Consider the following 20907-nt stretch of genomic DNA (forward strand, 5'->3'; position numbering starts at 1 on the left):
TTGTGACTGACACTCCGGATGTCAACCCGGCCGAGCCGGGCGACGCCTCCGGCGCCGGACCGGGCGGACCGATAGAACTGCACGTTGGTGGGCGCGTCGAGCCGGTCGGCCTCGAAGTCGAGATGCAGCGCTCCTACCTCGACTACGCGATGAGCGTGATCGTCGGGCGGGCGCTGCCGGACGTACGGGACGGGCTCAAGCCGGTACACCGCAAGATCCTGTACGCGATGTACGACTCCGGGTACCGGCCCGACCGCGGGTACGTGAAGTGCTCCCGGGTCGTCGGCGACGTCATGGGGCAGTTTCACCCGCACGGCGACGCGGCCATCTACGACAGCCTGGTCCGCATGGCGCAGCCGTGGTCGCTGCGGTACCCGCTGATTGACGGCAACGGCAACTTCGGCTCGCCCGGCAACGACCCGGCCGCGGCCATGCGGTACACCGAGTCGAAGCTCCAGCCGCTGGCCATGGAGATGTTGCGCGACATCGACGAGGACACCGTCGACTTCGTCCCCAACTACGACGGCCGGGCCCAGGAGCCCACCATTTTGCCGTCCCGCATCCCCAACCTGCTGATCAACGGCTCGGACGGCATCGCGGTCGGCATGGCCACCAAGATCCCGCCGCACAACCTGCGCGAGATCGCCGAGGCCGTCCAGTGGTGCCTGTCCAACCCGGAGGCCGACGAGGCCACCACGCTGGACGAGCTCCTCAAGATCGTTAAGGGCCCGGACTTCCCGACCGCCGGCCTGATCGTCGGTACCACCGCGATCCAGGACGCGTACCGGACCGGTCGCGGGTCCATCCGGATGCGCGCGGTCGTCGAGGCCGAGGAGGACAGCCGCGGTCGGACCAGCCTGGTGGTGACCGAGCTGCCGTACCAGGTCAACCCGGACAACCTCGCCGAGCGCATCGCCGAGCTGGTCAAGGAGGGCAAGCTCACCGGCATCGCGGACATCCGCGACGAGTCCTCCGGCCGGACCGGCATGCGGCTGATGCTGGTGCTCAAGCGCGACGCGGTCGCCAAGGTCGTACTGAACAACCTGTACAAGCACACCCAGCTGCAGGAGACCTTCGGCGCGAACATGCTCGCCCTGGTCGACGGAGTGCCGCGCACGCTGAACCTGGCCCAGTTCCTGCGCCACTACATGAACCACCAGATCGAGGTGATCGTCCGGCGCACCGCGTACCGGCTGCGCAAGGCCGAGGAGCGGGCGCACATCCTGCGCGGTCTGGTCAAGGCGCTGGATGCCCTGGACGAGGTGATCGCCCTGATCCGGCGCTCACCCACCGTCGAGGAGGCGCGCACCGGCCTGATCCAGCTGCTGCAGATCGACGAGATCCAGGCGACCGCGATCCTCGACATGCAGCTGCGCCGGCTCGCCGCGTTGGAGCGTCAGAAGATCATCGACGAGCTGGCCAAGATCGAGCTGGAGATCGCCGATCTGAGGGACATCCTGGCCAAGCCGGAGCGGCAGCGGAAGATCGTCTCCGAGGAGCTGGCCGCGATCGTCGAGAAGTGGGGCGACGAGCGTCGCACCCAGATCATCCCGTTCGACGGCGAGGTCTCGATGGAGGACCTCATCGCTCGGGAAGACGTTGTGGTGACGATCACTCGTACCGGCTACGCCAAGCGCACCCGGACAGACCTGTACCGTTCGCAAAAGCGGGGCGGAAAGGGCATTTCGGGCGCTACGCTTCGCCAGGACGACATCGTCAGTCACTTCTTCGTCAGCTCGACCCACGACTGGATCCTGTTTTTCACCAACAAGGGCCGGGTATACCGCGCGAAGGCGTACGAGCTGCCGGAGGCCAGCCGTGCCGCTCGGGGTCAGCACGTAGCCAACCTGCTGGCCTTCCAGCCGGATGAACACATCGCCCAGGTGATTCAGATCGCCGACTATCAGGTCAGCCCGTACCTGGTGCTGGCGACCAAGAACGGCCTGGTGAAAAAGACCAGGTTGGAAGAGTTTGACTCCAACCGGGCCGGGGGAATCATTGCCATCAACCTGCGGGAGGACGACGAACTCGTGGGGGCGGCATTGATCGGTCCGGAGGATGATCTCCTTCTGGTGTCCAAGAGCGCCCAGGCCATCCGGTTCAACGCCACGGATGACGCACTGCGGCCGATGGGCCGGGCGACGTCCGGAGTGATCGGCATGCGTTTCACCGAGGGCGATGAACTGCTGGCCATGGAGGTCGTGCGGGAAGAAATGGATGTTCTGGTAGCTACCAACGGTGGCTATGCCAAACGGACGCCCATCGACGAGTACCCTGTTCAGGGCCGGGGCGGCAAGGGCGTACTCACCGCGAAAATCACCGAACGACGGGGTGGACTGGTGGGCGCGGTCGTGATCAGCCCCGACGACGAACTATTTGCGATCACGTCCAACGGAGGCGTTATCCGGACTCCGGTGAAGCCTGTACGCCGAACGCGAGATCGGAACACAATGGGTGTCAAGCTCATGGACCTCCCGGAGGGCGTGACCCTCGTGGCCATAGCTCGCAATGCCGACGAGCCTGACGAACAGGACTAGTTGATGACGGAGACACAGGCGACGTCGGGGTCGGCCGCGACCTCGACTTCCCCGGTCGACAGCGAGGCCGCCGAGGGCGCCGAGGGCGCCGCAAACGGCTCCGCGGCCGGTCGCGCGGTGGTGGGCCGCGCGAGCGTCCCCGCCGAGACCCCGGCCCCGAAGTACACCAGGGCGCCCGGCATGCCGCCACCGCCCGAGGCGCCGACCGAGCAGAAGCAGGATGGCGCCGGTGCGGAGTCGGGCGGCTCGCCCTCGGGATCGGAGTCCGGCGGCGCGACCGCCACGGTCGGGGTGCCTGGCGGCGTCGGCTCGGCGCAGGTGAGCACCGGCCGGGCGTCTGTACCGTCCAGCATCCGTGGTTCGGCCAAGCCGGCCAGCCCGACGGTGCCGACCGTGCCCAGTGGTCGCACGGCGCCGAACGACTCGGTGACGAGCAGGTTGACCGGTGCGGCGGCTGCGGGCGGGGGCGCTGCCGCCGGGGCCAGTGCCGGCCGGGGCATCGGGACCGGCGGCGGACGGGTGGCCGAGGCGGTCCGCGCCGCGCGTGCCACGGTGTCGTCGGCTGCCGCTCGCGGCCCACGCCGGGCGCGGCTCTTCGTCAAGCGGATCGACCCCTGGTCGGTGATGAAGTTCTCGTTCGCGGTCGCGTTCGTGCTCTTCTTCGTGGCGATCGTGGCGACCGCGGTGCTCTACCTCGCCCTCGACGCCATGGGCGTGTGGGAGAGCGTGAACAAGGCGCTGGCCGACATGCTCGGCGCGACCGGTGCGAAGAATGGCTTCAAGGTCACAGCGGTCGGCGTGATCGGTGCGGCCGGTGTCCTGGGCCTGGTGAACGTGGTGCTGTTCACAGCGCTCGCCACCCTGTCGGCGTTCATCTACAACGTCTGCGCCGACCTGGTGGGCGGCATCGAGGTGACCTTGTCCGAGAAGGACTGACCTGCGACAACCGAGTTGGCCCGCCCGTGTGCGGGCCAACTTCGTGTCTACGGGTACCGGTTTGGGAGAAGCGCGGCCAGTACGGTAACCTTGCTCGTCGCGTCACGGGGCTATAGCTCAGTCGGTTAGAGCGCAGAGCTGATAACTCTGAGGTCGATGGTTCGATTCCATCTAGCCCCACTCGTCATAACCCCGGTCGTCACGTCTGGCGGCCGCTAAGCCCGATCACGAAAGGGCCTGTCCGATGGTGAAGAAGCTGCTGGTCATCGCCGGGTTGCTCGGCGCGGCGGTATACGTGGCAAAGAAGGTCAAGGACGCCAACGACGAGCGGGCGCTCTGGCACGAGGCGACCACCTCGCCCGACCTCCGGTAGTTCCTGGCCTTCCCGGCCGGGGGACGTAGCTCAACTGGCAGAGCACTGCCTTTGCAAGGCAGGGGTTAGGGGTTCAAGTCCCCTCGTCTCCACCTCTCGATCTTTTGGACATTCGATCCTCTTGGCCAGCGGCCTTATTCGCGCCGCGACTGTTTCTGGACGCTCAGGCTGACCACGTCCAAGGCAAACCGAGCCACCAGCAGCTGTCTCGGTGAGTCGGGTGAGACCTTCAGGGCTCTCGTTGCGGCTAATACGCCACATTCGACGCGTTTGTGGGCAAATTGCCAGGGTAAGCCGCGCTGTCCACAGCAGGCCGGAGGTGAGGGAAATCGCGACCGTGGCCTCGTGCGGTAGCCCCGCCCCGGCACCCCTCCGTGCCGGAGGTGAACCCTTCGCAGCCCGCTCGGCCTGCTCGGCCCGCTCGGCCCGGCCAGCCCGCTCAGCCCGGCCACGCCGCGACGAACTGCCCCGGCTCCTCCACGGATCCGATCGGGCGTGATCGCGGCATGGGCGACAACGTGGCGCCGCAGAATCTTGGGGCGGCGAGGCCCGCGTCAGACCGTTACGACCTGGTCTTCGCGCTGCTGGTCGCCAGCTTTCTCCTGACCGCATCCCTGCCCGGCGGGCGGGCACGAGTCCTACCGTTCGTGCTGTATGTGGCCGCGCTGACATTGGCCCTGCGTGGCGCCTTCAGGGACCGACGGGTGTCTCACCGTCTGCTGTGGACGCTGCTGGTCGGTTCCGCGGTCGCCGTCATCCTCCTCATCGTCGTACCGAACGGCACGGTGCACGGGGTGGTCTCGCTGTGGGTGGCCGCGATCTTGGTGCTCTCGATCGTGGCTGTGGTGAGGCGAGTGCTGGCTCACCGGGTGGTCACCATGCAGACCATCTTCGGTGCCCTGAGCGCGTACCTGCTGATCGGCTTCCTCTACGCCGCGCTGTTCTCTGCCGTGTCCGAGCTGCACCACACCGCACTGTTCGCCCACGGTCAACCAGCCAACAGCAAGACCATCCAGTACTTCAGCTTCATCACCATGACCACCGTCGGGTACGGCGACTTCACCGCGGCCAGTGAACCGGCCCGCACACTGGCCGTGTTTGACGCGCTGAGCGGGCAGATCTTCCTCGTCACCCTGGTCGCGCGGCTCGTGTCCATCTTCGGAACCACGCGATCGGAACGGTAGCCGCACCGACGCCGGCAAGACGCGAGGCCCGCGACCGAGCACCGTGAGCGGAGCTCTCCGGAGGCGGCTTCGCCATCATCGGGCCACCCACCCCAGCCTGGATCCGGTAGCCTGCGCCGGATGAGGGTGAGGGCCACGTTGGTGGCCTGGTCCGCGGAGTGGCGCACAGTGATCCAGATGCCGATTGTCTGGCTGTTGCCGCCGGCCGTCGCCGGACTCGCGTACGCGTTGGTGCCGTTCAACGCATCGATCTCCGAGTTTATGAACCCGTACGACCGCGACACCGCTCGGGAGATAGTCGACACCTTCCACGCCGACGCTCTGAACGTGTACACCGCTGGCTTCGGATGCGGCCAGTTCCTGTCCCTGCTGTTCGGCGCGGGCTTGGTACTCCTGGACCGCCGTCCGGCCCGGCTTCGAGCTTCTGGCCGTTCGGCCGTTGATCCGACGTCGGCAATGCCCGCGAAACTGCTAACGGCCGTCGTCGTCGGTATCGCCCTCGCGCTGGTCGACCTCGCCGTCACGCTGCCGGCCGCCGCGCCACGAGCGCGGCACTTGTGGGACACCTACGGGTTCGGCTACGTCGCCGACCCGAACTTACTTCACGACCCGGCAGTGCGGTCGGCGGTGATCCTGGGCGTCGCGGGGTTCCCGCTGTGGGCCGCCATGGGTGTCGGTCTCGGTGCCCTGGCGGGTGGGTGGGCCGCACTGGTGCGCTTCCTCGGCGGTGGGGCGATCGTGACCACCTGTGTCTTCTACGGGACGGCCGGGCTGGGTGGCTCGATCTGGGCGACGATGGGCATCGCGCTCGTGCCTCCTCCGGTGCTGCCGCCCAGCACGGTCCTATCCCTCGCGGCCACTGTGGGCAGTCCCTACCGCTGGCCCACGGCCGTCTCGGGCACGCTTGGCGCGGTGCTCTACGCCGTGCTGTTCTACGGGGCGGGACGGGCCGTCCTGCGGCGCCGGTTCGTCCGCGAGCGGGCCGGCTCGGCACCGGCTTAGGGCGGCGACCGGATCGTCCGCTTCCCAGTTCTTCGAGTCCACGGCGAAGGCCACCGGCGTGATCATCGGCGGGTACCAGCCCTCCGTCGGGATCAGTCGAGCCGGCCCGCCTGTGGACGCCGTGGGGATAAGTCGCCCTGTGGATGCCACCCGGCGAAAGCTGACCTGTGGACATCGTGTGGGAAGAGCCGGCCTGTGGACGGTGTGCGGGAAAAGCTGTGGATCGGCCGGTGTACAGGTGTGGAGCCCTGTGGACTGGCTGTGGATAACTTGGCGGGCATCACGCCTGGCGTCGATTCCGGCCGTACCGCATCGACCGACCGTCGGCGGGTAGTTGCCGGCGATGGTGTGGTTGCTGCGGCGCCTCGCCGTCCTGGTGGGGATGGCGCTACTCAGGCGGATCTGGCGGCGGATCGCTGCCCGGCGCGGTTGGGGCGCCGGTCAGCGCGGAGGCCCGCGAGCACGGGCGTGATCGAGTCACAAACCGGCGAACGCCGCCGTTTTGCATCGATAGGCGTGAGAAATCCCTGGTCAAGACGGCTTCGAGGCGCGAGTGCTTGTCGCTCGGATCGGGGATTGTCGTGGGATTCCGGGAGAGGTCTAATCGGGGCACAAGCTCCGGACGGCTGTAGAACGGGGGAGTCAGAGATACCGGAAATTCGCCGGTGTGTCCGGATCGGTGAACCGGCTCGACGAGCCGTCCGATCCATTCGGGTTGATCCGCACGAAAGGCGACTGAACCATGCACAGCGCACGACGCCGTAGCCCGAGGCTGGTCCCGGAACAGTCCAGTAACGGCGGAGCACCGCTACCACTTCGCTGGGCAGTGATCATTCTGGCTGCCGGAGTGGTGGGATTCTCCATCGACAGCATCGCCGGCCTGGTTCCGGCAATAACCGCGGCGGCGACGGTCGTCGGGCTGCTGCACCAGGTGCTGCCGTGAGTGGCCGGAAATAGAAACGACCCCCGGGGCTTCCGCGCTCTGTGCGCGGACCGGCTGGACTGGGCCGGTACCCCGAGGGTCGGGTGGCTGTCTCGTATTCGCTGGGCCGCTGTGTCGCGGTCTCGGCGATGCGAGTCCTGAGGACAACGGCTAGCGGACAGTCACCTCACGAGTCCAACGCTTATACAACTTCGGACCACCTCCCTTCCCGTGTACCACCACACTAGGCATGCGATCACCGTCGCGGCAACGTATTTGCTTCGGATTACAGCGATCCCTGCGTGGTATGCACGCCAAACCGCCTGCGCCTGCCGAGATGGGCGACCCTGCCGGACGGTGGATGGGGCAGGATGGCTCCCATGATGGGTACTCTCCAGACCGAACCCGCCGTAAGCCGCCCGGATCTCCTCGCACCGCCGGTGCTGGCGGCGCTGCAGACCTGGGACCGGGCCGGCGAGGTGCAGGTGGCGCCGATCGACCCGGAGTTGGCGGACACGGCCGCGTTCTGCGAGGCGTACCAGGTCGGCCTGGACGTCAGCGCGAACTGCGTGGTGGTGGCGGGTAAGCGGGAGGGTCTCGTCCGGTACGCGGCGTGCCTGGTCCTCGCCACGACCCGGGCCGACGTCAACGGCGTGGTACGGCGCCGGTTGGACGTACGGAAGGCGAGCTTCGCGCCGATGGATTCAGCGGTCAGCGAGACCGGCATGCAGTACGGCGGCATCACGCCGATCGGGCTGCCGGCGGCGTGGCCGATCCTGGTCGACGCGGCGGTGGCAGCTACCCCGCAGGTGATCATCGGGTCCGGCATCCGAGGCAGCAAGATCATGCTGCCCGGCAAGGCTCTCGCGGACCTGCCGGGCGCGGTGGTCATCGACGACCTGGGGATATCAAGCTGATCTATGCCGTTTCACGTGCAACCAGCCGTCACGGGCGGCTGAGCTGCCCTTTCGTCAACACCCGTCGATGACGAACCGCGGGTCGCTCATCCTTGTGCCTCTTTGATCTGTCGCTTCAGCCGGGCCAGGATGGCGGAGCCGCCCCGAACCCGTAGTGGGCTGATCGCCCCCGCCAGGCCCATGCGCTGGTACAGATCGTCCGGTACGGCCAGCACCTCGTCCGCGGTCGCGCCGGCCAGGCCCTCGGCGAGGATCCCGGCGAATGCCCGGGTCGTCGGGGACTCGGGCGGGCAGTCGAACCAGGTGGCGACGGTACCGTCGGGCGCCACGGTGGCACGCAGGAAGAACGGAGTCTGGCACTCGGGTACCTGCTCCATGCCGGTGTGCCCGGCCAACTCTTCGGGCAGGGGTGGCACCGCGTCGGCGTACTCCAGCAGCATTTCCAAGACGACCTCGCGCGGCGCCGAGGCGAATTCCTCGATGATCTCCGCGAGCCTCGGTGGCATGTCCATCAGTCCGACCCTAGACCCTGTTCCGCCGACCGAGTGGCGACCGGCGGCGGGCCGCTGACCGAACGATCGGCGACGGGCCCGGGCCCGGGCATGGAAGCAGACGATCAGCGCAGCCGTGCCCGGACCGCCTCCGCCAGCGCGCCGACCGCCACGTCCTCGCGGGTACCGCCGACCCGCTCGCGCACCTCGACGTACCCCTCGGCCAGCCGCCGCCCGGCGACCACCACGACCGGTACGCCGATCAGTTCGGCGTCGGCGAACCGGACACCGGCCGACACCCCGGTCCGGTCGTCAAACAGCACCCGCAGGCCGGAACGCTCCAGCTCGCCGGCGAGCGACGCCACCGCCTCCCGGTCTCCGAGCCCGACCAGGTGTACGTCGGCCGGAGCCACACTGGTCGGCCAGCAGATGCCGTTCTCATCGTGGTGCTGCTCGACGACCGTGGCCAGTACGCGCGACAGCCCGATGCCGTAGCTGCCCATGGTCACCCGCAGCGGGCGACCGTCCGGGCCGAGGGCGTCCAGCCCGAACACGTCGCTGTACCGCCGGCCGAGCTGGAACACGTGGCCGACCTCCACGCCGCGGCGCAGTTCGAGCGGACCGGCGCACCGCGGGCACGGATCGCCGGTGCGCACCACGACCGCTTCGATCGTGCCGTCAGGTGTGAAATCGCGTCCGCAGACCACGTCGATCGCGTGCCGGCCGGGTTCGTTCGCGCCGGTGACCCAGGCGCTGCCCGGCACCACGCGGGGATCCACCAGGTACCGGGCCTTGAGTTCGCCCTGCGGGCCGAGGTACCCGCGTACCAGGTCGGGCCGGGAGCCGAAGTCGTCGAACAGCGCCACCGTGGCCGGGTACAGCGCCGCCTCCACCCGGCGCAGGTCCACCTCACGATCGCCGGGTACCCCGATGATCAGCAGCTCTCCGTCCACCGTGAGCACGATGTTCTTCAGGGTGTCCGCGGCCTGCCAGCCGTCGTGGCCGCCGGCCCGCCGGGTGTTGAGCACGTCGACCAGCGAGTCGATGGTGGGCGTATCGGGGGTGTCCAGCACCTGGCTCTCGCCCGGGGTCCGGGAATTCGGGCTGTCCGGGATCGGGGTGGTGACCGCCTCGATGTTCGCCGCGTACCCGCACTCGCAGGCCGCGAAGGTGTCCTCGCCGACCGGTGTCGGCGCCAGGAACTCCTCGGATGCCGAACCGCCCATCGCGCCGGCGGTCGCGTTGACGATCCGCACCTCGACACCGAGCCGTTCGAAGATGCGCTGGTACGCCGCGCGGTACCCGGCGTACGAGGCGGCGAGCCCGTCGTCGTCGAGGTCGAACGAGTACCCGTCCTTCATCAGGAACTCCCGGCCGCGCAGCAGGCCCGCCCGAGGCCGGGCCTCGTCCCGGAACTTCCACTGCACCTGGAAGAGGCTCACCGGGTAGTCCTTGTACGACGAGTACAGGTCGCGGACCAGGCCGGTGAACATCTCCTCGTGCGTCGGGCCGAGCAGGTGGTCGGCGCCGCGCCGGTCCTTGAGCCGGAAGATCTCCGAGCCGTACTCGTCCCAGCGGCCGCTGCGCTGGTACGGCTCCCGGGGCAGCAGGGCCGGGAACGACACCTCCTGCACCCCGATCGCGATCATCTCCTCGCGCACCACCCGGGTCACCTGATCCAGCACCAGCCGGCCCAGCGGCAGCCACGCGTACCCGCCCGGCGCGACCCGCCGGATGTAGCCGGCCCGGACCAGCAGGCGGTGGCTGGGTACCTCGGCCTCGGCGGGATCCTCCCGGAGGGTACGCAGGAACAGCGTCGACATCCGCAGCATCCCGGCAGCGTACGGCGTGGTGCCGCATGAGCGTCGATATTTTCCGGGCCGCGTTGGCGGCCTCCTTCCCGACGGCGGCGTCGGCCGCCGGGCATGCGACTGACGGACTCCTTCCCGACGGCGGGGTCGGTCGTTGGGACCGCCGCGGACGGCTCGGCGTTGCCTGCGCCACGTTTGCCGGAGGGGTGCTTTCCGCTCTGGCACCGGGTGAGTAGCTTTCCGTTAGCTGGACAACAGGTGCGGGAGTGGGCATGGGCTGGGGCAGTTTCGTCGCGATCGGGGACAGCTTCACCGAGGGCATGGACGATCTGTACCCGGACGGCACCCTGTACCGCGGTTGGGCCGATCTGGTCGCCCAGCGGCTGGCCGAGGACCAGCCCGGGTTCGGGTACGCCAACCTGGCGATCCGTGGCCGGCTCTTCGACCGGATCGTGGACGAGCAGGTACCGATCGCCCTGCGGGTGGCGCCCGACCTGGTCAGCTTCGCAGCCGGCGGCAACGACGTGCTGCGCCGCAACTTCGACGGGCCGGCCCTGACCAAGCGGCTGGATGACGTCATCCGTGCCCTGCGTGCGACCGGCGCCGACGTGATCGTGTTCCGGTTCGCCGACGTGACCCGCCGGCTACCCGGGCGGCGCCTGGTGCTGCCCCGGGCCGCGTACCTCAACAGCGCGATCGGCGAGACCGCGCGGCGGCACGGCGCCCGGCTGATCGACTTGTGGCAGGACGAGGAGTTCTACAGCCCGCTGCTGTGGAGCGTGGACCGGCTGCACCTCAACGAGGTCGGGCACCGGCGGGTGGCCGCGCACGTGCTGACCGCGCTGGACGTGAAGCCCGACCCGGCGTGGTGGGACGTTCCGCCGCCCGGTCCGGTGCTGTCCTGGGTGTCCCGTCGCGCGGCGGACACCCGTTGGGCCCGCCAGTACTTCGCGCCGTGGATCAAGCGACGGCTGACCGGCCGGTCGTCCGGCGACCACGTGGTCGCCAAGCGGCCCACGCTCAGCCCGCTGGACTGACCAGGGGCCCCGCGCACCGGGATTCAAACCATTCAAACCTGTTCAGGCAGTCAAACTGGCGACACTGATCACGCAGTCAGTGACCTCGTGCCCGCCGTACCTCGCGCTAGCGTGAGGGGATGCCGGTAGCTCCCGACACCTCCCCGACCCTCCAGCAGTACGCGCACCCCGAGCGTCTGGTCACCACCGAGTGGCTGGCGGAGCACCTGGGCGACCCGGGGCTGGTCGTGGTCGAATCCGACGAAGACGTGCTGCTCTACGACACCGGCCACATCCCCGGCGCGGTGAAGGTCGACTGGCACACCGAACTCAACGATCAGGTCAGCCGGGACTACCTCACCGGCGGCGGCTTCGCCGAGCTGTGCTCCGCGAAGGGCATCGACCGGGACGACACGATCGTGTTCTACGGCGACAACTTCAACTGGTGGGCCGCGTACGCGCTCTGGGTCTTCTCGCTCTTCGGCCACCCTGACGTGCGGCTGCTCGATGGCGGCCGGCAGAAGTGGAGCGCCGAGGGGCGCGAGCTGACCCGGGATCGGCCGACCCGCCAGCCGACCCGGTACCCGCTGGTGGAGCGCGACGACACGCCGATCCGGGCGTACCGCGACCAGGTGATGGCGCACATCGCCGCCGGCCGTCCGCTGGTCGACGTACGTTCGCCGGGCGAGTACACGGGCGAGATGCTGTCCATGCCGGACTACCCGCAGGAGGGTGCGCTGCGTGGCGGGCACATCCCGGGTGCGGTCAGCAAGCCGTGGAAGCAGGCGGCGAACGACGACGGCACGTTCAAGCCGGCCGGCGACCTGCGCGCCATCTACCAGGACGAGCTGGGTCTGTCGACGGCCGACGACGTGATCGCGTACTGCCGTATCGGCGAGCGCTCCTCGCATACCTGGTTCGTGCTGACCCACCTGCTCGGGTTCGGGCAGGTGCGCAACTACGACGGCTCGTGGACCGAGTGGGGCAACCTGGTCCGGGCGCCTGTCGCTCGGGGCCCGGAACCGGGCGGCATCTCCCCGCAGACCTGACCGCTTACGACCGACCAGTCTGGCTCGGCGCGTCTGACGCCACGCCGCGACCCAGACCAGTCGCCGACCAGTCTGGCTCGGCGCGTCTGGCGCCACGCCGCGACCGAGACCGGTCGCCGGCCGGCGCGGGCATCGATCCCGCCTGGATGTCGATCTCGCCTGGTGAGCCGATGGTGAACGGCGAGGTAACTGGTGAGTAGGCTGGCCAGATGGTGGTCGAGCAGCAGGACCGGGTACGGCGCCGGAGCAGGCGGGACGAGATCCTGGAGATCGCCATGGGTCTCTTCGCCGCCCGCGGGTACCACGGCGTGTCGATGGATGACATCGGCGCTGCCGCCGGCGTGACCGGGCCGGCCCTGTACCACCACTTCGCCGGCAAGGAGGCGATGCTGGTCGCGGCGCTGATGCCGGTCAGCAAGAGCCTGCTCGCCGGCGGCCGCGCCCGGGTCGCCGAGAACCCGGACGATCCCCGGGAAGCGCTGGAATCCCTGGTCGAGTTCCACGTGACGTTCGCACTGGCGAACCCGGTCGTGATCGCCCTGCACCTGCACGAGCTGGACCGGCTGCCGGAGGACCCGCGCCGCAACATCCGCCGGCTCCAGCGGTTGTATGTCGAGGTCTGGGTGCAGACCCTGATCGCGCTGCGCCCCGAACTGCCCCCGCAGGAGGCCCGGGTGCTCGCGCACGCAGCCTTCGGCCTGATGAACTCCACGCCGTTCCTCGGCGGTGAGGTGGATCGCGACCGCCGGTCCGACCTGCTGCGCGCGGCTACCCTGGCCGCGCTGCTCGGCTGAGCCACCCCGGCCGCTGTCCGACGGCCGGCCTGAACGAGTAGCCTAACGATCGTTCAGTACGGCTAGGAGGGCGCACATGATCGAATCGCTGCTCGTGGCGAACCGGGGGGAGATCGCCCGCAGGGTGATCCGCACCGCGCGGCGGCTGGGCATCCGTACCATCGCGGTCTACTCCGACGCCGACGCGAGTCTCCCGTTCGTGCAGGAGGCCGACGAGTCCGTGCTGATCGGCCCGGCGAACCCGGCTCAGTCCTACCGCAACGCCGAGGCGATCCTGAGCGCCGCCAAGGCGACCGGCGCGCAGGCCATCCACCCCGGATACGGGTTCCTGTCGGAAAACGCGGACTTCGCCCGGGCGGTCGCCGACCACGGACTCATCTGGGTCGGGCCAGGCCCGGACGCGATCGACGCGATGGGCGACAAGATCAATGCGCGCAACCTCATGGCGGCGGCCGGCGTACCGGTCGCGCCCGGCACCACGGACCCTGCCGCGACCGTCGAAGCCGCGGTCGCCGAGGCGGAGCGCATCGGGTACCCGGTGATGGTCAAGGCCGCGGCCGGCGGCGGCGGGATGGGGATGGCTGCGGCCGCGGACGAAGCCGCGCTGCGCATCGAGTACGAGAAAGTGCGCGCGTTCGCCGAGCGGATGTTCGGCGACGCGTCCGTCCTCATCGAGCGCTACTTCCCCCGGGTGCGCCACATCGAGGTGCAGATCCTGGGGCTCGCCGACGGTCGGGTCGTCGCGCTCGGCGAGCGCGAGTGCTCGGTGCAGCGACGCAACCAGAAGGTGCTGGAGGAGTCACCGTCTCCGGCGGTCACGCCGCAGTTGCGCGAACGGCTGTGTGCGGCGGCGGTACGGGCCGGGGAGGCGGTCGGCTACCGCAACGCCGGTACCGTCGAGTGCCTCCTGGATCCGTCCACCAACGAGTTCTTCTTCCTGGAGATGAACACCCGGCTGCAGGTCGAGCACCCGATCACCGAGTCGGTGTACGGGGTGGACCTGGTCGAGGAGCAGTTGCGGGTCGCGTCCGGACTGCCGCCGACGTTCGACCCCGACGCGCTGAGCCCGTCCGGGCACGCGATCGAACTGCGGATCAACGCGGAGGACCCGAAGCGGTTCCTGCCCGGGCCGGGCGCGATCACGACCTGGGTGGAGCCGGAGGGCGAGGGGGTACGGGTCGACGCCGGGTACGCCGCCGGCACGACGGTCACTCCGAACTACGACTCGCTGATGGCCAAGCTGGTGGTGTCCGGACCCGACCGGTCCACCGCGATCGAGCGGGCCCGCGCTGCGGTGCGCGACTTCCAGGTCGCCGGTCCGAAGTGCAACCTGCCGTTCTTCGCCGAACTGCTGGACAACCCGGAGTTCGTGGCCGGCGACTACGACACCGGCATCGTGGGGCGGATGAGGAAATGAGGGAATGAGGGGATCCGGCATGACCGACGTCGTTTCGATCCGTGAGGTGGGCCCCCGCGACGGCCTGCAGAACGAGGACCCGGTACCCGCCGAGGCGAAGGTGCAGCTGCTCGACGCGCTGTCCGGCACTGGGGTGCGGCGGATCGAGGCGGTCTCCTTCGTCCATCCGAAGGCGATCCCGCAGATGGCCGACGCCGACGAGGTGTGGGCCGCCGCGACCAAGGCCCCCGGCGTCCGCTACTCGGCGCTGGTACCCAACTCGCGCGGTACCCAGCGCGCGCTGGCTGCCGGGTTCACCGAGATCGAGGTCGTGGTCTCGGCCAGCGACACGCACAACCGCAAGAACTTGAACCGGTCGACCGCCGAGTCGCTGGACGACATCACCGCTCTCATCCAGGCCGGGCACAAGGCCGGCGCGAGTGTCGAGGTCATCGTGGCGACCAGCTTCGGCTGCCCGTACGAGGGCGACGTCGACCCGCGCCGGGTGGCGGGCATCGTCGAGCGGGTACTCGCGGATGGTGCCGACCGGGTGGCGTTCGGTGACACCACCGGCATGGCCACCCCGCGCCGGGTCCGTGAGCTGCTCGACGTCGTGCCGCGCGAGGCGCCGATCCTGCTGCACTTCCACAACACTCGGGGTACCGGCCTGGCCAACATCCTGACCGCGTTGGAGCTGGGCGTCAGGGAGTTCGACGCGAGCATCGGCGGGCTGGGTGGCTGCCCCTACGCGCCGGGGGCCAGCGGCAACGTGGCCACCGAGGAGGTGGTGCACATGCTGCACGACATGGGCGTGGACACCGGGATCGACCTCGACGCGCTGCTGGAGGCGGCGGCGCTCGCGGAGCGGATCGTCGGCCGCACCCTGCCGTCCGGGGTGCTGCGCGCCGGTCCCCGTACCCGCCTCACGCCCGTTCACTAGGCGCGGTCCGCGATCGCGACCGTGATAGCCTAACGATCGTTAAGTACGGGGTCGGACCTTCCGATCCAGCGTGACGGGAGGCGCGGTGACCCTCGACCACGAGTCATTGGAGCAGCTGAGCAAGCGTGTCCAGGCCGGCGGCGCCGACCGGTACCACGCGGCCAACGCTGCCAAGGGAAAGCTGTTCGCTCGCGAGCGCATCGCGTTGCTGGTGGACGAGGGCTCCTTCGTGGAGGATGGCCGCTACGCGAACGCTCTGGCGGACGGCCTGCCCGCCGATGGCGTGATCACCGGCATCGCCACCGTCGATGGGCGGCAGGTCTGCCTGATGGCCAACGACTCCACGGTCAAGGCGGGTTCCTGGGGCGCCCGTACCGTCGAAAAGATCATCCGGGTGATCGAGCGCGCCTACACCACCGGCGTGCCGATGGTGTACCTGGTGGACTCCGCCGGTGCCCGGATCACCGACCAGGTCGACCTGTTCCCGGGCCGGCGCGGCGCCGGAAACATCTTCTACAACCAGGTCCGCGCGTCCGGCAGCGTGCCGCAGGCGTGCGCGCTGTTCGGTCCGTCCGCCGCCGGCGGCGCCTACATCCCGGCGTTCTGCGACGTGGTCGCGATGGTCGACGGCAACGCGAGCATGTACCTGGGCAGCGACCGGATGGTCGAGATGGTCACCGGCGAGAAGACCACGCTGGAGGCGATGGGCGGCGCGAAGGTCCACTGTGGAGAGTCCGGGGTCGGGCACTTCCTGTGCAAGACCGAGGCCGAGGCGATCGAGACGATCCGCCGGTACCTGTCGTTCCTGCCGCCCAACTGGCAGTCCACGCCGCCGGTGACCGAGCCAGTACCCGCGCCGGAGGTCGACCTCGCGGCGCTGATCCCGGCGAGCGAGCGGCAGGCGTTCGACATGCGCAAGGTCGTCCGCGGGCTGCTCGACGGCGGCGAGTTCTTCGAGATCCAGGCGCTGTGGGCCCGCGAGCTGACGGTCGGCTTCGGCCGGCTGAACGGCGCGGTCGTCGGCGTGGTGGCCAACAACTCGCTCTACAAGGGCGGCGTGCTGTTCATCGACTCGGCGGACAAGGCCACCAGGTTTGTGCAGCTGTGCGACGCGTTCAACGTGCCGCTGGTGTTCCTGTCCGACGTACCCGGCTTCATGGTGGGCAGCGCGGTCGAGCGGCAGGGCATCATCCGGCACGGCGCCAAGATGATCACCGCGATCAGCGAGGCCACGGTGCCCAAGATCTGCGTGGTGGTCCGCAAGGCGTACGGAGCCGGCCTGTACGCGATGGCCGGACCGGGCTTCGCACCGGACGCGACGATCGCGCTGCCCACCGCGAAGATCGCGGTCATGGGCGCGGAAGCGGCGGTCAACGCCGTGTACGCCAACAAGATCGCCGCGCTGCCCGACGACGAGGCCCGCACCACGTTCGTCACCGAGAAGCGCGCCGAGTACGAACGCGACATCGACATCGTCCGGCTGGCCAGTGAGCTGGTCGTGGACACCATCGTCGAACCGTCGGCGTTGCGCGCCGAACTCATCGCGCGGTTCGCCGCGGCAGCCGGCAAGGACCGGCACTTCGCCCGGCGCCGGCACGGCGTCACACCGGTCTGAGGGGGGCCCGAGATGATCAGCTTTGAACTGGACGAGGAGCACGCCGCGCTGCGCGACTCGGTACGGCAGTTCGCCCGCGACGTCGTCGCGCCGGTCGCGTTCGAGCACTACGAGCAGCACTCGTTCCCGTACGAGGTCATCCGGCAGATGGGCAAGATGGGCCTGTTCGGGCTGCCGTTCCCGGAGGAGTACGGCGGCATGGGCGGCGATTACTTCGCGCTGTGCATCGCGCTGGAGGAGTTGGCCCGGGTCGACTCCTCGGTCGCGATCACCCTGGAAGCGGCCATCAGCCTGGGCGCCATGCCGGTGTACCGGTTCGGTACGCCGGAGCAGAAGGCGACCTGGCTGCCGAGGCTGACCAGCGGCGAGGCGCTGGCCGGGTTCGGCCTCACCGAGCCCGGGTTCGGGTCGGACGCGGGCGGCACGCAGACTCGCGCGCTACTCGACGGCGACGAGTGGGTCATCAACGGCAGCAAGGCGTTCATCACCAACTCGGGTACCGACATCACCGCGTTCGTGACGGTCACCGCGCGCACCGGTACCCGGCCGGACGGTACCCCGGAGCTGTCCACGATCATCGTGCCGAACGGTACGCCGGGGTTCACGGTCGCGCCCGGGTACTCGAAGGTCGGCTGGTGCGCCTCGGACACCCATGAGCTGCACTTCGACGACGTCCGGGTACCGGCGGCCAACCTGCTCGGTGAGCGCGGGCGCGGCTTCGCGCAGTTCCTGCGGATCCTCGACGAGGGCCGGATCGCGATCGCCGCGCTGGCCACCGGTCTGGCTCAGGGCTGCGTGGACGAGTCCATCGCGTACGCGCACCAGCGCCACGCCTTCGGCCAGCCGATCGGCAACTTCCAGGCCATCCAGTTCAAGATCGCCGACATGGAGGCGCGGGCGCACACGGCCCGGCTGGCGTACTACGACGCCGCTGCCCGGATGCTCGCCGGCACCGACTTCAAGCGGCAGGCGGCCATCGCCAAGCTGCATGCCAGCGAGATCGCGGTGACCAACGCGCGGGAGGCCACCCAGGTACACGGCGGCTACGGGTTCATGAACGAAACGCCGGTCGCCCGGTTCTGGCGGGATGCCAAGATCCTGGAGATCGGCGAGGGGACTTCCGAGGTCCAGCGCATGATCATCGCCCGCGACCTCGGCGTGTGAATTCTCTCACGCCACTGTCGTAGATCGGCTCAACTGCGGTCGCGATCTTGACTCGCACCTCGCATCGGCCCGCCTCACCGCCTAGTCTTCGTGACCATGTCTCGGCCCGTCGGCGCGGTACCCAGCAGTACTTTCGCCGGGCTTCTGCGTGCCCACCGGCACCGCAGCGGGATGACTCAGGAGGAGTTCGCGGCGAAGGCCGGAGTGGGCGTGCGGACTCTGCGGGATCTGGAACGCGGCCGGTCCCGGCCGCAACGAGCGACGGTGGAGCTGCTGGCCGCGGCGTTGGGGCTGCGCGGCGCGGCCCGGGACGAGTTCCTCGCCGCGGTACGCCGGGGTGAGGCCGGCGAGTCCACCGAGTCGGGCGTCAACTTGCCGCCGGCTCCGGTCCTGATCGGCCGCGAATCCGAACTGTCCAACCTGGAGGCGGCGCTCCGGCACGCCGCGCTGGTCACCCTCGTCGGCGTCTCCGGCGTCGGCAAGACGAGCCTGGCCTGGGCTGTCGCGCACCGGGTCGCGGCACGGCATCCGGGCGGCGTGGCCGGCGTCGTGATCACCGAGGTGTCCACCGAGGCCGACACTCTCGCCACCGTGGCGAGCGTGTTCGACGTCGGCCGGGCCAGCGACCTGCCCGCGCGGCTCGCCGGCCGGCCCGCGCTGCTGCTGGTCGACGCGATCGAGCGGGCCGTCGAGCCGGCGATCGCGGCGTTGAACTGGTTGCAGCGCAACGCGCCCAGCCTGCGCGTGATCGTCACCGGCCGGCGGCCGACTGGCATCGCCGGCGAGTACACGTGGCCGGTGACGCCGCTGGAGTGCCCACCGCCCAGCGTCGTCGAGCTCGAGCAGGTCGCCCAGTACCCAGCGGCCGAGCTGTTCCTGGAGCGGCTGCGCGCGGTCGGCAACGGCGACGTGCAGCCGGCCGATGGCCGGGCGGTCGGCGAGCTGGTCAGGCGGCTGGGCGGACTGCCCCTCGCCCTGGAACTGGGTGCGGCGCGGGGTCGGATCCTGGAGGTCGGCGAGATCCTCGACCGGTACGGCGACCGGGTGCTCGACCTTCGCCGGGAAGCCCGCGACGGCGCCGCGACCACCCTGCGCGAGGCGATCGCCGGCAGCTACCGGCTGCTCGAACCGGCCGAGCGCGCCGCGTTGCGCCGGCTGGCCCAGTTCCATCACCGGTGGTCGGTGGAGCTGGCAGAACAGATGCTGGCCGACTGGAAGCCGGGCCAGTCGCCCGGATCGGCGGACGGCACGGGGGCGTCCGCCGGCGGGCGGGACGTGGTCGCCGTACTGGACCGGCTCGTCGGGCTGGGCCTGGTGAGCGTGCGGGGCACCGGGGCGACCCGGTTCTGGATGCTCGACATGGTGCGCGAGTTCGCCGTCGAGCAGAGCGAACTGGAAGGCGAGCTGGCCACCTTCCGCGACCGGCACGCGGTGGTGATGGCACGGTACGCCGCCCGTACCGCGCCCCGGCTGGTCGGCAGCCAGTTGCGCGAGGCGGCTCTCCAGCTCGACGACCTCAACAGTGACCTGCGCTCGGCGCTGGTCTGGGCGAACGGCCGCGACCCGGAGACCGCGCTGTACCTGGCGTCGAAGCTGCCCCGCTGGTGGCGGCTGCGCGGTAACGACCGGGAGGGGCGCAACTGGCTGCGGCGGCTGCTCGACGACCCGGAGACGGCACACGCGGACCCGACCGTCCGGGCGTGGGCGCGGCTGGGCCTGGCGCAGCTCGCCGCCGAGCACGGCGACGGGCTCGCCGAACTGGGCGAGCTGGAGGCGGCGCTGGTCACCTTCACCGAGCACGGCCGGGTCACCGGGCAGCTCGCCGCCCGCAACCAGCTGTGCATCCTCCACCAGGCGTACGGGAACTACGAGGCGGCCCGGGAACACGGGGAGGCCGTACTGCGGCTGGCCACGCGGCACGGCCGTACCCGCGATGTGGTGGTGGCCCAGAACAACCTGACCTGGCACGACATCCGCGTCGGCGACCTGGCCGGGGCGCGGCGCCGGTTGGTCACGGTGCAGCGGCTGGCGGCCGAGGTCGGTGAGGATCGGCTGCGGGCGCTGGCGCACGCGAATCTGGCCGAGGTAGCCAGGCTGGACGGCCGGTACCCGGAGGCGGTCGCGATCGGGCGGCGTTCGCTGCCGCTGGTCGACCAGCTCGGCGACCCGCGGCACAAGTCGCGGGTGATCGGCTGTGTCGCGCTGGCGCTGGCGCAGGCCGGCCGGGTGGCCGAGGCGCGGTCGACGATGGTCGACGTGGGTGACCCCGCCGTGGTCGAGCTGATCGAGGCGTACCTGGCGTTGGCCGAGGGAGACCGGACCGCCGCCGCCGACCGGTTCGCGGTCGCGGCCGACGCGCTGGCCGGCCGGCACGATGTCCGCGACGTGGTGGAGGCGCTGGTCGGCGTCGCGTCGAGTACCGACGACCCGAAACGCCGCCGCCAGGTGCTGAGCGAGCTGGACGACCTGTGTCAGCGCAGCGCGGTCAGCCTACTGGCAAGGGAAAAGGCCCTACTCGATCGGTGATCATCCGACGGCCGTGATGGCGGCGGACATGCCGCCGCCATCACGGCTGAGGCCCCCGGCCGGGCGAAGTCCCCCGTACAGCCCCACCTTCTCCGCCCGTGCCCGATCCCGTGACCGGCGCCTCCCCACCCGGTGGAGATTAGTCGCGGACCGGACGGCAGTACGCCGTGATCAACCTGGTTTGTCCGGCCGTTGGACCGGTTCTGCCGGTAGTTCTGCCGGTTCCCGCCCACT

Annotated in this window: 17 protein-coding genes and 2 tRNA genes; 16 read left to right on the forward strand and 3 right to left on the reverse strand. The window is 69.9% G+C overall.

The window, feature by feature from the left end:
• Positions 1 to 2: 2 nt before the first annotated feature.
• Positions 3 to 2537 carry a DNA gyrase subunit A gene (gyrA, locus tag Raf01_RS07075; protein ID WP_203916901.1) on the forward strand — a complete coding sequence of 845 codons (2535 nt, stop codon included), beginning with the start codon at positions 3 to 5 and terminating at the stop codon, positions 2535 to 2537.
• Here the strand turns inward: gyrA and Raf01_RS50790 are convergent.
• Positions 2534 to 3037 (reverse strand): hypothetical protein, encoded by a 504-nt coding sequence (locus Raf01_RS50790; protein ID WP_308442633.1) that lies wholly within the window; start codon positions 3035 to 3037, stop codon positions 2534 to 2536. The two genes, gyrA and Raf01_RS50790, sit on opposite strands and share 4 nt — an antisense overlap.
• Positions 3038 to 3056: 19 nt before the next feature.
• On the opposite strand from Raf01_RS50790, the gene Raf01_RS50795 reads away from it, so the two are divergent.
• The 7 genes from Raf01_RS50795 to Raf01_RS07105 all read left to right on the forward strand — a co-directional run bounded on the left by Raf01_RS50795 (position 3057) and on the right by Raf01_RS07105 (position 7871).
• Positions 3057 to 3473, forward strand: coding sequence for a DUF3566 domain-containing protein (locus Raf01_RS50795; protein ID WP_308442634.1), 417 nt, complete (start codon positions 3057 to 3059; stop codon positions 3471 to 3473).
• A 106-nt stretch (positions 3474 to 3579) separates the two neighbouring features.
• Positions 3580 to 3653 (forward strand) — tRNA-Ile (locus Raf01_RS07085).
• Positions 3654 to 3717: 64 nt separating this feature from the next.
• On the forward strand, positions 3718 to 3846 hold the full coding sequence (locus tag Raf01_RS49405) for a DLW-39 family protein (protein ID WP_239133433.1): 129 nt from the start codon (positions 3718 to 3720) through the stop codon (positions 3844 to 3846).
• Positions 3847 to 3865: 19 nt separating this feature from the next.
• Positions 3866 to 3938 (forward strand) — tRNA-Ala (locus Raf01_RS07090).
• A 414-nt stretch (positions 3939 to 4352) separates the two neighbouring features.
• Positions 4353 to 5030: a potassium channel family protein gene (locus tag Raf01_RS07095; RefSeq protein ID WP_203916903.1), complete on the forward strand. Its 678-nt coding sequence runs from the start codon at positions 4353 to 4355 to the stop codon at positions 5028 to 5030.
• Positions 5031 to 5150: 120 nt separating this feature from the next.
• Positions 5151 to 6032, forward strand: coding sequence for a hypothetical protein (locus tag Raf01_RS07100; RefSeq protein ID WP_203916904.1), 882 nt, complete (start codon positions 5151 to 5153; stop codon positions 6030 to 6032).
• Positions 6033 to 7337: 1305 nt separating this feature from the next.
• Positions 7338 to 7871: a YbaK/EbsC family protein gene (locus Raf01_RS07105; RefSeq protein ID WP_203917092.1), complete on the forward strand. Its 534-nt coding sequence runs from the start codon at positions 7338 to 7340 to the stop codon at positions 7869 to 7871.
• Positions 7872 to 7957: 86 nt separating this feature from the next.
• On the opposite strand, the gene Raf01_RS07110 is transcribed toward Raf01_RS07105, so the two are convergent.
• Both Raf01_RS07110 and Raf01_RS07115 read right to left on the reverse strand, forming a co-directional pair.
• Complete coding sequence (locus Raf01_RS07110; protein WP_203917093.1) at positions 7958 to 8386, reverse strand: SufE family protein; 429 nt, start codon at positions 8384 to 8386, stop codon at positions 7958 to 7960.
• 101 nt (positions 8387 to 8487) lie between these two features.
• Complete coding sequence (locus tag Raf01_RS07115; protein ID WP_203916905.1) at positions 8488 to 10194, reverse strand: proline--tRNA ligase; 1707 nt, start codon at positions 10192 to 10194, stop codon at positions 8488 to 8490.
• Positions 10195 to 10445: 251 nt separating this feature from the next.
• Between Raf01_RS07115 and Raf01_RS07120 the strand changes: the two genes are divergently transcribed.
• From Raf01_RS07120 to Raf01_RS07155, 8 genes are all read left to right on the forward strand, one after another.
• Complete coding sequence (locus Raf01_RS07120; protein ID WP_203916906.1) at positions 10446 to 11210, forward strand: SGNH/GDSL hydrolase family protein; 765 nt, start codon at positions 10446 to 10448, stop codon at positions 11208 to 11210.
• 119 nt (positions 11211 to 11329) lie between these two features.
• Positions 11330 to 12238, forward strand: coding sequence for a sulfurtransferase (locus tag Raf01_RS07125; RefSeq protein ID WP_203916907.1), 909 nt, complete (start codon positions 11330 to 11332; stop codon positions 12236 to 12238).
• Between the two features lie 209 nt (positions 12239 to 12447).
• Positions 12448 to 13032, forward strand: a complete 585-nt coding sequence (locus Raf01_RS07130) for a TetR/AcrR family transcriptional regulator (RefSeq protein WP_203916908.1) — start codon at positions 12448 to 12450, stop codon at positions 13030 to 13032.
• Between the two features lie 76 nt (positions 13033 to 13108).
• On the forward strand, positions 13109 to 14449 hold the full coding sequence (locus Raf01_RS07135; protein ID WP_203916909.1) for an acetyl-CoA carboxylase biotin carboxylase subunit: 1341 nt from the start codon (positions 13109 to 13111) through the stop codon (positions 14447 to 14449).
• A 19-nt stretch (positions 14450 to 14468) separates the two neighbouring features.
• Entirely contained in the window at positions 14469 to 15368 is a 900-nt protein-coding gene (locus Raf01_RS07140) for a hydroxymethylglutaryl-CoA lyase (RefSeq protein ID WP_203916910.1), read from the forward strand.
• A gap of 85 nt (positions 15369 to 15453) precedes the next feature.
• Positions 15454 to 16983: an acyl-CoA carboxylase subunit beta gene (locus Raf01_RS07145; protein ID WP_203916911.1), complete on the forward strand. Its 1530-nt coding sequence runs from the start codon at positions 15454 to 15456 to the stop codon at positions 16981 to 16983.
• 15 nt (positions 16984 to 16998) lie between these two features.
• Positions 16999 to 18147, forward strand: coding sequence for an acyl-CoA dehydrogenase family protein (locus Raf01_RS07150; RefSeq protein WP_203917094.1), 1149 nt, complete (start codon positions 16999 to 17001; stop codon positions 18145 to 18147).
• 96 nt (positions 18148 to 18243) lie between these two features.
• Complete coding sequence (locus Raf01_RS07155; RefSeq protein WP_203916912.1) at positions 18244 to 20673, forward strand: ATP-binding protein; 2430 nt, start codon at positions 18244 to 18246, stop codon at positions 20671 to 20673.
• The last annotated feature ends 234 nt before the right edge of the window (positions 20674 to 20907 follow it).

Source organism: Rugosimonospora africana (genome assembly GCF_016862975.1).
Lineage (GTDB): Bacteria > Actinomycetota > Actinomycetes > Mycobacteriales > Micromonosporaceae > Rugosimonospora > Rugosimonospora africana.